Source organism: Glacieibacterium arshaanense (assembly GCF_004681125.1).
In the GTDB taxonomy this organism is placed as follows: Bacteria; Pseudomonadota; Alphaproteobacteria; order Sphingomonadales; family Sphingomonadaceae; genus Polymorphobacter_A; species Polymorphobacter_A arshaanense.
Genome location: NZ_SIHO01000001.1, coordinates 1,030,197 through 1,042,203, shown reverse-complemented (window position 1 = coordinate 1,042,203; position 12,007 = coordinate 1,030,197). Strand labels below are relative to the sequence as shown.

At 62.8% G+C, this 12,007-nt stretch carries 10 protein-coding genes and 1 tRNA gene; 9 read left to right on the top strand and 2 right to left on the bottom strand.

Annotated elements, in window-relative coordinates:
- The first annotated feature begins 4 nt into the window (after nt 1-4).
- A complete protein-coding gene (locus tag EUV02_RS04760; protein WP_135245033.1) occupies nt 5-1,459 on the top strand; it encodes a CYTH and CHAD domain-containing protein in 1,455 nt (484 codons plus the stop codon).
- Nucleotides 1,460-1,476: 17 nt separating this feature from the next.
- Here EUV02_RS04760 and EUV02_RS04755 read toward each other — a convergent pair whose 3' ends face one another.
- Nucleotides 1,477-2,730: a peptide MFS transporter gene (locus EUV02_RS04755; protein ID WP_279379500.1), complete on the bottom strand. Its 1,254-nt coding sequence runs from the start codon at nt 2,728-2,730 to the stop codon at nt 1,477-1,479.
- Between the two features lie 229 nt (nt 2,731-2,959).
- Between EUV02_RS04755 and EUV02_RS04750 the strand changes: the two genes are divergently transcribed.
- The 8 genes from EUV02_RS04750 to EUV02_RS04715 all read left to right on the top strand — a co-directional run bounded on the left by EUV02_RS04750 (nt 2,960) and on the right by EUV02_RS04715 (nt 10,059).
- The gene (locus EUV02_RS04750; RefSeq protein WP_166430501.1) at nt 2,960-4,231 is read left to right on the top strand and encodes an alpha-amylase family glycosyl hydrolase; all 1,272 of its coding nucleotides are present in this window, start codon (nt 2,960-2,962) and stop codon (nt 4,229-4,231) included.
- Between the two features lie 62 nt (nt 4,232-4,293).
- The gene (locus EUV02_RS04745; RefSeq protein ID WP_135245030.1) at nt 4,294-4,671 is read left to right on the top strand and encodes a hypothetical protein; all 378 of its coding nucleotides are present in this window, start codon (nt 4,294-4,296) and stop codon (nt 4,669-4,671) included.
- Between the two features lie 65 nt (nt 4,672-4,736).
- Nucleotides 4,737-5,930, top strand: a complete 1,194-nt coding sequence (locus tag EUV02_RS04740) for a bifunctional 2-C-methyl-D-erythritol 4-phosphate cytidylyltransferase/2-C-methyl-D-erythritol 2,4-cyclodiphosphate synthase (protein WP_135245029.1) — start codon at nt 4,737-4,739, stop codon at nt 5,928-5,930.
- 39 nt (nt 5,931-5,969) lie between these two features.
- The gene (locus EUV02_RS04735) at nt 5,970-6,464 is read left to right on the top strand and encodes a CinA family protein (RefSeq protein ID WP_243445764.1); all 495 of its coding nucleotides are present in this window, start codon (nt 5,970-5,972) and stop codon (nt 6,462-6,464) included.
- Nucleotides 6,465-6,519: 55 nt separating this feature from the next.
- Nucleotides 6,520-6,903, top strand: a complete 384-nt coding sequence (locus EUV02_RS04730) for a GFA family protein (RefSeq protein ID WP_135245028.1) — start codon at nt 6,520-6,522, stop codon at nt 6,901-6,903.
- 60 nt (nt 6,904-6,963) lie between these two features.
- Nucleotides 6,964-8,307, top strand: a complete 1,344-nt coding sequence (gene gorA, locus EUV02_RS04725) for a glutathione-disulfide reductase (protein ID WP_135245027.1) — start codon at nt 6,964-6,966, stop codon at nt 8,305-8,307.
- A 220-nt stretch (nt 8,308-8,527) separates the two neighbouring features.
- Nucleotides 8,528-9,904, top strand: coding sequence for a class II 3-deoxy-7-phosphoheptulonate synthase (locus EUV02_RS04720; RefSeq protein ID WP_135245383.1), 1,377 nt, complete (start codon nt 8,528-8,530; stop codon nt 9,902-9,904).
- Nucleotides 9,905-9,984: 80 nt separating this feature from the next.
- Nucleotides 9,985-10,059 (top strand) — tRNA-Glu (locus tag EUV02_RS04715).
- A 61-nt stretch (nt 10,060-10,120) separates the two neighbouring features.
- Here EUV02_RS04715 and EUV02_RS04710 read toward each other — a convergent pair.
- Nucleotides 10,121-11,866, bottom strand: a complete 1,746-nt coding sequence (locus EUV02_RS04710) for an amidohydrolase (protein ID WP_135245026.1) — start codon at nt 11,864-11,866, stop codon at nt 10,121-10,123.
- Nucleotides 11,867-12,007: the final 141 nt, after the last annotated feature.

Below are 12,007 nucleotides of genomic sequence, written 5' to 3'. Positions count from 1 at the left end.
TGTCATGACGGGTGCGGAACCAGTCGAGCGCGAACTTAAGCTGGATATTGATCCGGCCGTCGCGGATCAGCTTGCCGCCGGACATTGGTTTGCCGACGCAGATTGCGCACATATCGAATCAGTCTATTTCGACACGCACGACCAAGTATTGCGCAGCGCAGGATATGTGCTGCGCGTCCGCCACAGCGGTGATCGCCGCATCCAGACGTTCAAAGCCTGTGCCGGCAATGCCGCCGGGATGTTCGCAAGAACCGAATGGGAGCGCGACATCGTCGGCGACCGTCCCGAAATCACCGACGCCGACGGGCCGTTGGCGACCTTGCTGGCCCAGCACAGCCGCCCCAGGTTCAAAGCGCAATTCCGCACGAAGATCGACCGTTGCCGTCGTCGGATGATAGTCGATGGCGCAGAAATCGAACTGGCTCTAGACCGTGGCATCATCATTGCCGGCAAGCGCAGCGCGCCGATCTGCGAACTCGAGATCGAGAGCGTGTCAGGCTCGGCGCAGGCGCTGTTCAGTGTGGCGCGCGAGATTGCGCTGACGACGCCGCTGCGTCCTGCCGCGCTGACCAAGTCCGATCGGGGTCGCTTGCTTGCCGCCAAGCTGCTGTTGCGACCTTCGAAAGCGGCAAGCCTGAAGCTGGATGCCGATATGGCGGCGACGCTGGCGTTCCAGCAGATCGCGTCTTCATGCCTCCAGCAATTCCTGCGCAATGCCGCATTAATGGAACACGATGATCACCCTGACATTGTACATCAGGCGCGTGTCGGCTTGCGACGGCTGCGGTCAGCGCTGGCGCTGTTCCGGCCGCTGCTCGGCGAACATGCGTTGCGGTTGCTGAACGGCGAGGTGCGATGGCTAGCGCAACAGTTCGGGACAGTGCGCAGCCTAGATGTGCTGATCGCGGCGAGTAGTGACATTCGCACGCGCACGCGCCTTGCCCAGCTGCGGCATCAGTCGTTAGCCATACTGCTGGATGTAATCCGCGCACCGCGCGTCCGTACCTTGTTGCTGGACCTGACGCATTGGCTGACGCTGGGCGCATGGCTTCGACAACCGACGCCTGCACCACGACTCGACAACTTTGCCGCGGTGCAACTTGAGCATCGCTTCCGGCGCCTCAAACGCCGCGGCTGGCATTTTGCCGACCTTGACGACGCACACCGCCACCGCGTTCGCATCGAGGCGAAAAAGTTGCGCTATGCCACAGAGTTTCTGGACTCGATCTACCCCGGTGACAAGGCACAGCGGCGGCGCATGGCCTGGCTCGAAACACTCGAAGCGCTGCTCGGTGCGCTTGGCGATCTCAACGACCAGGCGACTGCAGCGGCTGTGCTCGAAGAATTCGGCATAGGCGCCAACGCCGTGCCTTTCGATAAGGCCAGGCATGACGCACTGTGCGTCGCTGCTGGAACGGCGCACGCCACGCTGACTAGGCTCAAGCGCTACTGGCGCTAAGCACCCCGCGCGTGTTGTTAGCCGACGCGTGACGCCAACGCCTGCTCAATCGGACGTTTGAGCAACAGGATGAGCACTAGCCCGACGCCACCGATGGCGACTTGTAGCATCCAAAAGCCCGCCGGCCCCAAAGGTTCATAGTAGCGTCCGATCCAGCCAATCAGCGAGTTGCCGGCAAAGATCGACAAGAACACGACGCCCATCATTGTGGCATTGACCGAGGGCGGCGCTAGCCGTGACACCAGCGCCAACAGCGGCGGCCAGTAGAATACGAAACCCACGCCGTGGATGATCAGCGCGACCAGCGGATAGATCACCGAAACCGTCCCAGGTGCTGCATTGCGGCTGGCAAAGACCTGCAACAGGTTGGCAATAATCGCCAAAACCAGCCCGGTGGCCAACTTGCCGATTTCGGTTGGCTCGCCATGTCTTTCTGCCTGTCGGCGCCAGAGCAGTAACACCAACGGCATGCCCACAATCGAAGCAAACGAGTCGACCGATACAAACCATGCCGGGGGCACGCTGAAATTCCCGAGACGGAGATCAACGTATTGGTCAATCCACACCAGGCCGATGTTGCTCGATTGATAATAAATGACGGTTTGGAAAACGCTCAATCCCAGCACCAGCACCAGCAAGCCGATCGTCCGCCTTTCAGCCCGTGTGAGCACTTCGCTCCGGGGGCGATCCTTGCCGCGCGGCGTATCGGGCAGGTAGCGAAAACCGGCGACATAGGTCGCAAGCCCGCACAACATCAGCAGACCCGACGCCGCAAAACCGACGTGCCAGCCCCAAATTTGCGCCAGCAGCCCGCAAACCAAGGGCCCGAGCACCGCGCCGATATTGATCGCGGTCGAAAATATCGCGAACGCGCGGGTGCGCGCCGCGCCGTCTTTGGCGTCGAATAACCCGCCAACTTGAGCGGATATGTTGCCCTTGAGCAAACCACAGCCAATGATCAACAGAAACAGTGCCAGCAGGAAGGTGGCGTCGAACGCCATCGCGATGTGGCCCCCGCTCATCAATATCGCGCCGAGCATGACGGCGGCTCGCCGCCCGAGCCAACGGTCGGCAACCAGCCCGCCGAACACCGGCGTGAAATACATGAAGCCGGCGTAGAGGCCGAAGATCTGCGATGCCAACGCCAGTGTCGTCATAGGGCCGAACAGCGCTTCGAGACCAATCCGGAAGCGCTCGAACCCGATGATCCCTTCGACGCGTCCGGGCAGTAGTAGCGCCTGGCTCATGTAGAGCACCAGAATCGATGTCATGCCGTAGAATGAAAAGCGCTCCCACGCCTCGGTGAAGCTGAGATAGGCCAGCCCGATCGGCATGCCGAAGAAGGTACGTTCGCGCGGCGCCGGCTGATGCATTGATGTCCCCCAATCGCACCATGACAGTGTCCGGAGAATCTACAAGCGCGCTCTATGCAAACGCTTGCATTGGCCCAGCACCGAGGGCATTCAGAGCATGATAAATCTGTGGGGACTGGAACTGCCAATGCGCCTGTTGTCGTTGCTTGCCGCGCTGCTGTTGGCTCTGCCGGCATTGGCGTTCACGCCGCCGCCGTGGACCCGCAGCGCCAACATCTATGAGGTCAATGTCCGGCAGTTCTCGCGCGACAGCAGCTTCAATGCCGTCACCGCAGAAATCCCGCGGTTGCAGAAGATGGGCGTCAAGATCCTGTGGATCATGCCGATCCAGCCAATCGGCGTGAAGGAACGCAAGGGCGAACTTGGCAGCTACTATGCCGTGCGCGATTACAAGGGCATAAATCCCGAATTCGGCACGCTCGATGATTTCAAGCGGCTCGTCGCCACCGCGCACGCGCATGACATGAAGGTGGTGCTCGATTGGGTCGCCAACCACACCGCCTGGGACAGCGCCTGGGTCACGCAGCACCCCGACTGGTACCAGAAGAACGCGCAGGGACAGATCAGCGGCTATGTCTATGACAACGGCACCTCGCTCGAACATTGGGATGATGTCGTCGGGCTCGACTATCGCAACAAGACGCTGTGGCCAGCGATGATCGACGCGATGCGCTATTGGGTCGATGTCGCGGGCATCGATGGCTTTCGCGCCGATGTCGCCGGGCGCGTGCCGGTGCCGTTCTGGGTTGCCGCGCGCACCGCGCTCGATGCGCGCAAGCCGTTGTTCTGGCTGGCCGAAGGCGATGCCCCCGACCTCGCGCAGGCCTTCGACATGGTCTATGATTGGGACTTCGCCCACCTGATGCAAAAAGTCGCCAAGGGCAAGGCAAGTGCCGCCGATCTTGCCGCCTATGTCGAACATCCGCGGCTGCAATACGCGCCCGATACCTACCGGATGCGCTTCACCAGTAACCATGACTTCAACAGCTGGGCGGGCAGCGATCCAGAACTCTACGGTGCCGGTTTCAAGGCGTTCGCGGTGCTCGCCGCCACACTGCCCGACATGCCGCTGATCTACGGCGGGCAGGAAGCGAGCCTCAACAAGCGGCTGGAGTTCTTCAAGCGTGACCCGATCGACTGGCACGGCGCCTCGCTCGCCGACTTCTACGCCGGATTGCTGCGGCTCAAGACCGACAATAAGGCGCTTTGGAACGGTACCGCCGGCGGCAAGCTCGTCATGCTCGCCACCGGCAATACCGATGTCATCGCCTATGACCGTGTGCGCGACGGCAACCGCATCCGCGTGATCGCCAATCTGTCGGGCAAGCCAGCGGCCTTCAGCATCGAAGCCAAGCCGCGCACCCTCGCCGCCTGGGACTATGCCATCGCCGTCGACTAGCGGGCCGGGGCAAGCGCGTGGTCGATATTGCATTCGCCGCGTGCTTCCAGCATCCTTCGCCGATGCGACGCCTTGCGGGAACCTTGCTGCTGCTGACCGTTTCGGCCTGTCAAACCACTGGTTCGGTAGCGCCGTCGCATGCGCCGCCGCTATCGCCGCTGATCGGCACCTGGGGCCTTGAGACCGATCAATGCCAGGGCGACAATGCGCTGGCGTTCGATAGCAACGGCAAATGGTCGGCGTATCGCACCGGCGGCAGCTGGCGCCTTTATGGCATGACGCTGACGATCATTACGACCAGCGTCGAAAACGACAACGGCCAGACAATCACCGTCGCGAGCCCACAGGAGCAGCGCGAGCAGATCAGCTTCCCGGTCAATGACCGGCTGGTCATGGTTGCCAAAGACGGCAAGACGACCCGCCTCAAGCGTTGCCGCTAGCACCGGTGTCCCGCGACAAGGTTGCCCCCTTCCCGCTCGGGTCGGTTCAAGCTAAGGCAGCCGCGATGCACGCACCCGTTCAAGTCCTGATCGTGGCCGCCGGCCGGGGTTTCCGCGCCGGCGCCGGTGGTCCTAAACAATATCGGCTGTTGGGCGGACAGACTGTGCTGCGCCATGCTGTCGAGGCGCTGCTCAACCACCCGCGCATCGATGCCGTGCGCGTCGTCATCCACCCCGATGATGCTGAGGCCTATGCGGCGGCGATCGCCGGGCTTGATATACCGCCGCCCGTTCACGGCGGGGCGACGCGGCAAGCGTCGGTGCGCGCCGGACTCGAGGCCGTTGCCGCAGACGGGGGCGCGAAGATTGTGCTCATTCATGATGCGGCGCGGCCGTTTGTGCCGCAGGCGATGGTCGACCGCATTCTGGCGGCATTGGCCACACAGCCGGGCGCGACTCCGGCGCTGGCCGTGGTCGACAGCTTGCGACGCGGGGCTGACGGGCTGGTTGAAGCCAGTATCGACCGTGCCGGACTGTGGCGCGTCCAAACGCCACAGGGCTTCGCATTCGATGCCATTCTGGCGGCGCATCGCAACGCCGCACCCGATGCCACCGACGATGTCGAAGTGGCGCGTACCGCCGGGCTTGATGTCGCCATCGTTGACGGCGACGAGCGCGCCTTCAAGTTGACCGTCGCCGAAGATTTTCGCCGCGCAGAAGCTGTGCTGGCGGCAAGCACCCTGCCCGCCACCGATGCCGCGCCGACATACATCAGCCGCACCGCCAGCGGTTTTGACGTCCATCGCTTCGGGCCGGGCGACCACCTTTGGCTTGGCGGCATCAAAATCGCCTATTCGCAAGGGCTTGTCGGTCACAGTGATGCCGATGTCGCACTCCATGCACTGACCGATGCCCTACTCGGCACCGTCGGTGCAGGTGATATCGGCAGCCATTTCCCGCCCAGCGATCCGCAGTGGAAGGGCGCTGCATCGGACCGCTTCCTGTCGCACGCGCGCGACCTTGTGCGCGACGCCGGCGGCATCATCGATCATGTGGACCTGACAATCATGGCGGAGGCGCCCAAGGTCGGCCCGCACCGAGAAACCATCCGCGCGCGCATCGCCGCACTGCTGGACATCGCCGTCGCCAATGTCAGCGTCAAGGCGACAACGACCGAAGGGCTGGGCTTCACCGGTCGGCGTGAAGGCATTGCCGCGCAGGCACTGGCGAGCGTAAGGCTCGCGCCGCAGGCGACTTAGGCGTAAACTCTGCCGCGCGACGAACCCAAAGAGGAATAGATGTTCGACGAAGAAACCATGAACCTGGCCGAACGCGTCATCCACGCCAACCGCGCCAGCGGCTTGACGGTGGTAACCGCTGAATCGTGCACCGGCGGATTGGTCGCGGGCGCACTGACCGAGGTGCCGGGTGCGTCCGAGGTGTTCGAACGCGGTTTCGTGACCTATTCGAACGAAGCCAAGCTCGAAAGCCTCGGGGTCAACCTTGAAATCCTCGAAACCTTTGGTGCGGTGTCAATCGCGGTCGCCTGGGCGATGGCGCAGGGTGCGTTGAAGCATAGCAATGCCGATGTTGCGGTCGCGATTACCGGTATCGCCGGCCCCGATGGCGGCTCCGAACTCAAACCTGTCGGCATGGTGGTGTTCGCGCGCGCCCGGCGCGGCGAAGACCCCGATCACGTCGTTGCCGACACCAAATGCTTTGGCGACCTCGGCCGCAGCGAAATCCGTCGCCAGGCGATGCTCGTCGCGCTCGAACTGCTGCTGCCGGCCTGAGCCGTCCACCGCGCAATGCCGTTTGCGTCGGCGTCGCAGCACGTTACAAGATGGCATGGGTACTGAAACCATCACGCTCCACGGCGGCTGTCACTGCGGCGCAGTCCGGTTCAACGTGACTGTTCCGCAGCAAGTCAAGATAACTGACTGTAATTGCTCGCTTTGTGCGATGGCCGGCTATTTGCATCTAATCGTTAAAGCTGATGCATTCGAACTTGAACGGGGTGCCGACCAGCTCAGCGAATACCGCTTCAACACCGGTACCGCGCGGCATCTGTTTTGCCGCACCTGCGGCATCAAGAGCTTTTACGTGCCGCGCTCGCATCCCGATGGCTATAGCGTCAACTGGCGCGCACTCGATAGCAGTATCGGCGTCAGCTCCACGATTGTGCCGTTTGATGGCGCCAACTGGGAAGCCGCGCGTGCCACGCTCGATTAACCGCCTATTGACCCGAGTCCCCGCCCCGCGTCGCTGCCGGGCGCACCCGAAAGCCGCAGCATGACGCAGTACGACTATGATTATTTCGTCATTGGCGCCGGTTCGGGCGGCGTCCGCTCGGCGCGCATCGCCGCCAGCTACGGCGCGCGCGTTGCGGTGGCCGAGGAATTTCGCATCGGCGGCACCTGCGTCATCCGCGGATGCGTGCCCAAGAAGCTGCTCGTCTATGGCGCGCACTTTGCCGAAGACCTGGATGACGCCCGCCGCTTCGGCTGGACACTCGGCGAACACCGCTTTGACTGGCACACGCTGCGCGACAATGTGCTTGCCGACGTCGACCGGCTTAACGGCCTCTACACCGCTACGCTGACAAACCATAAGGTCGACCAACTGCTCGACCGGGCGGTTCTCACAGACCCGCACCACGTCAGCGTTGGCGGTCGCACCGTGAGTGCGCGTCACATCCTCGTGGCCACAGGCGGGCGGCCGCTGATCCCCGATGTGCCCGGCGCCGAGCATGGCATCACCTCGAACGAAATCTTCCATCTCGATGCATTGCCCAAGCGCATGGTCATCGCCGGCGGTGGCTATATCGCTAATGAATTCGCCGGCATCTTCCACGAATTCGGCACGCACGTGACGCTGGTCAACCGCGGCGACACGATTCTGCGCAACTGGGAGCCGGCGCTGCGTGAACGCCTGCTTGAAATCTCGACCGTCAAGGGAATCGCATTCCGGTTCAACACTGCCTTCGAACGCGTTGAAAAGCTGCCGGATTCGAGCCTGCGCATCCACTTCAAGGACGGCTCCAACCTCGATACCGACGTGCTGCTCTGGGCCGTTGGCCGGGTCCCCAACATCGAAGGCCTAGGCCTTGAAGCCGCCGGCGTGGCGCTCAACGCCAGCGGTGCCATTGCCGTCGATGCCGATAGCCACACCAATATCCCATCGGTCCACGCCGTCGGCGATGTTACCGACCGCATCCAGCTTACTCCGGTCGCGATCCGCGAAGGCCATGCGCTGGCCGACAAGCTGTTCGGCGACAAGCATTGGCGCGTCGACCACAGCTGTGTCGCCTCGGCCGTCTTCTCGAACCCGCCGCTCGCCAGTGTTGGCCTGACCGAAGCCGAGGCCAGGGCGAAATACGGCGATGTCCGCGCCTTCACCGCCGACTTCCGGCCGATGCGCAACGTGCTTGCCGGTCGCAACGAACGCGCGCTCTACAAGCTGGTCGTTGATGTCGCCACCGATGTCGTCGTCGGCGCCCACATGATCGGCCCCGATGCCCCCGAAATCCTTCAGGCGCTGGCGATTGCCGTCAAGGCGCGGCTCACCAAGGCGCAGTTCGATGAGACAATGGCGCTGCATCCGACGATGAGCGAGGAGCTGGTGCTGATGCGCTGAACAATCGCGCCAAATGTCAAATTATGCACATTTGTGCGATTGCGTCGCTGTTACATCAAGCTTCGGAGGGCATTGCGGTAAGCGTTGCTGCTGCCGGATATTGAGCCCATCCGGCGGTTGCAACCCCCTCCAACGCCATCTTCCCGCACACCTTGACGCCTGCGCTGTGGCTGACGCTTGAATCTCGCCGCCAGAAAGCGCAAAAGCCCGCCGCATGAACATCGATACCAACTGGACCCCCGCCTCATGGCGCACGCATACCGCGCGCCAGCTCCCCGTCTATGCCGATCAGGCCGCGCTCGCGAAGGTTGAGGCCGAGCTGCAAAGCTATCCGCCGCTGGTCTTTGCAGGTGAGGCACGCGACCTGACTGCCAGCCTTGCGCAAGTCGCGGCGGGCAAGGCGTTCCTGCTCCAGGGCGGCGACTGTGCCGAAAGCTTCGCCGACTTCCACCCCAACAACATCCGCGACACCTTCCGCGTGCTGCTCCAGATGGCAGTGGTACTGACGTTCGCGTCGAAGCTGCCGGTGGTAAAGGTCGGCCGCATGGCAGGCCAGTTCGCCAAGCCCCGCTCGGGCGATTTCGAGGAACAGAATGGCGTCTCGCTGCCGAGCTACCGCGGCGACAATGTCAATGACATTGCCTTCACGCCGGAAGCGCGCGAACCCGACCCCGAACGCATGCGTACCGGCTACATGCAGTCGGCAGCGACGCTCAACCTGCTGCGCGCTTTCGCCAGCGGTGGTTATGCCAATCTGCACCAGGTTCACAAATGGAACCTCGATTTCACCGGTCGCTCGCTGTGGTCGGAACAATATCAGGCGATGGCCGACCGCATCGGCGAAGCACTCGACTTCATGGAAGCCTGTGGCATCTCGCCCGAAACCGTGCCGCAGCTCAAGGGCACCAGCTTCTTCACCAGCCATGAAGCGCTGCTGCTCGGCTATGAGCAGGCGATGACGCGGCAGGACAGCCTAACCGGCGACTGGTACGACACATCGGCGCACATGCTGTGGATTGGCGACCGCACACGCTTCGAAGGCTCGGCGCATCTCGAGTTCCTGCGCGGCGTCGGCAACCCGATCGGCCTCAAATGCGGCCCAAGCCTGGCGCCCGACGAGCTGCTGCGCCTGATTGACACGCTCAACCCGCACAACCAGCCCGGCCGGTTGACGCTCATCACCCGCTTTGGCGCCGACAAGATCGAAGCCGGCCTGCCCCCGCTGATCCGCGCGGTGGAACGCGAAGGCCGCAGCGTCATCTGGTCGTGCGACCCGATGCACGGCAATACCATCAAGGCGGCCAACGGCTACAAGACGCGGCCGTTCGATCGCATCCTGGCCGAAGTGCGGGGCTTCTTTGCCGTTCACCGTGCCGAGGGCACCCACGCCGGCGGCATACACGCCGAAATGACCGGCCAGGATGTCACCGAATGCACCGGCGGCGCCATCGCCATCACCGATGAAGGCTTGGCCTCACGCTACCAGACGCAGTGCGACCCGCGCCTCAATGCCAGCCAAAGCCTCGAACTGGCGTTTCTGCTCGCCGAAAGCCTTAAGGCCGAGCGCACCGCCACCGCCAAGGCCGCCGCAGCCTAAGCGCAGTTCGCTTGACACCGGGGCACCTGCCCCATATCGACGCGCATCGCTGACGTGGCTCCAACCGGGCCCGCGCCACCGGCCCCTTCGTCTAGCGGTCAGGACGTCGCCCTCTCACGGCGAAAGCACGGGTTCGATTCCCGTAGGGGTCACCAATCGCCCGCTAAACGATTTAGTCGCCTAGCTACGCGCTACCGCACCGCGCAGTGGATCGCCTCAGGCGCGATACAGCGACTGCCCACGCTTGATGGTTTCGACCACCTTGATGTCCCGGATCTTGTCGGGTGCCACGGTGAGCGGATTGGCGTCGAGGATCACCAGGTCAGCGAACTTGCCGGCGGTGATCGTGCCCTTGATCGCCTCTTCGCGGTAGGTGTGGGCGGTGTTCCGGGTCGCAGCCAGCAGGGCGTGATACGGGCTGATCCGCTCCTGCGGCCCCAGCACCTGGCCAGACATTGTCTTGCGTGTCACGGCCGTCCCCACCGCCTCCATCATGTTCGGCGAGGCGGATGGGCAGTCACAGTGCATCGTCGTTTTTGAATTCAGCTTGAATGCAGATGCAAGCGGCGACTCCATCGTCGCGCGCGCCGGCCCCAGCAGTTTCATCAGCAGATCGCCATAGACCATCATGTGCGGCGGCATCATCGATGCCCCGAGATGGTGCTTCTTGTAGGTCTCCAGCTGGTCCTGACGGACAAAATACGAATGCGCGACGACGGTGCCCCGGTCGCCGGTCTTGCCGGTCGCGGCGATGGCCTTCTCGATCGCGGCGAGGCTCATGTCGATGCCGGCATCGCCGTTGCTGTAGCAATACAGCTGGATGTCATTCTGATAGGCATAGCCGACCCAATGCTCGACTTGTTCCTTGGGCAACAGCATGCCTTTCCAGCCGTCGGGAAGCCCGGTCGTGTCGAGATAGGGCTCGGTGAAGGCGGCAAGGCGGAGTTGCGGAGACGCATCGGTTGCGACCTGGTAGCCCGGAATTTTCAGTCCATGGTCGCCGTGACTATAGGCGCCCCACTTCCAATCGGCGTCCATGACGAATTTGCCAGTCGCGGCATCCGATACCGACGGCATCCCGATGACATCAACCGCCAGCGCGCCCTGGTCAAAGGCCGCCCGCAGATCCTGCAATTCCTGCGGGTTGAGCTGATAGGTCTGGACCGTCGTATAGCCCTGCTGCGCCAGCAGTGCCTCGGCCGCCTTGAAGGTCTTGATCGACACCGACTGGGGATAGGCACCGACCGCCGCCAGCCGCGCCATAAGAAATGGCGTAAACAGCAACTCGCCGGTCAGTTTGCCGGTTTTCGGGTCTTTGACGATGACGCCCGGCGAAGGCGCCTTGCTATCCGGCGTCAGGCCAAGCTTGGCGATGCCGGCGCTGTTGATCTGTCCCGTCAGAGTGGACAGCGTAACAATCATCACGGGTGTATCGGGGAATGCCGCGTCAAGGTCAGCGAGCGTTAGCGCGCCATCCTTGAGCATGGCGGCGACATAGCCATAACCGATGATCCAGCCGTTGAACGGTGTAGTCTGCTTCAACAACTTGATGACATCGGCCCGGCTTGCCGGGGGATTTGGGCTGAAATAGGCTAGGTTGACGCCCAGCGTCTGCTGCGCGAACAGCGTGAAGTGCCCCCAGGAATCAATAAAGCCCGGCAACATGGTGCGGCCCTGCAGGTCTACCTGCGTGGCCCTCGGCAGCTTGGCAAGCGCGTGCGCCTTCGATCCGGCATGGACGATCTTGCCATCCTTGACCGCAACGGCCTCGATATAGCCGGGCGTATCGCCCTCCATGGTCAGAATGGTCCCGTTGAAATAGATGGTTGGCGCGGGCTGCGCGGTCGCGGGGCTGGAGGCTTCCTTTGCGATCGCCGACCCCACATCCAGCACGGCGACGGCGCTGACAGCAGCCGCACCCGCCTTGATGAATTTGCGACGGTCGATCGTTTCCTTACCCATTTTACTACCTCAGCCTCCCAAGCTGTTGTTATTCTGCAGTGGTTCAAAGCGGAACCACCGGTGAGTCCGGATTCTATCAGCGGGGATGCCAAAAGTCACATCACCCTTGAAACCGGTGATCGACAGGCACTGAAGGTGGCA

Bases quoted from the DNA above. Each gene is read 5' to 3' on its own strand.
- gorA (WP_135245027.1), top strand. From the start codon at position 6,964: ATGACGCAGTACGACTATGATTATTTCGTCATTGGCGCCGGTTCGGGC.
- EUV02_RS04755 (WP_279379500.1), bottom strand. From the start codon at position 2,730: ATGACATCGATTCTGGTGCTCTACATGAGCCAGGCGCTACTACTGCCC.
- EUV02_RS04730 (WP_135245028.1), top strand. From the start codon at position 6,520: ATGGGTACTGAAACCATCACGCTCCACGGCGGCTGTCACTGCGGCGCA.
- EUV02_RS04760 (WP_135245033.1), top strand. From the start codon at position 5: ATGACGGGTGCGGAACCAGTCGAGCGCGAACTTAAGCTGGATATTGAT.
- EUV02_RS04745 (WP_135245030.1), top strand. From the start codon at position 4,294: ATGCGACGCCTTGCGGGAACCTTGCTGCTGCTGACCGTTTCGGCCTGT.
- EUV02_RS04710 (WP_135245026.1), bottom strand. From the start codon at position 11,866: ATGGGTAAGGAAACGATCGACCGTCGCAAATTCATCAAGGCGGGTGCG.
- EUV02_RS04740 (WP_135245029.1), top strand. From the start codon at position 4,737: ATGCACGCACCCGTTCAAGTCCTGATCGTGGCCGCCGGCCGGGGTTTC.
- EUV02_RS04750 (WP_166430501.1), top strand. From the start codon at position 2,960: ATGCGCCTGTTGTCGTTGCTTGCCGCGCTGCTGTTGGCTCTGCCGGCA.
- EUV02_RS04735 (WP_243445764.1), top strand. From the start codon at position 5,970: ATGTTCGACGAAGAAACCATGAACCTGGCCGAACGCGTCATCCACGCC.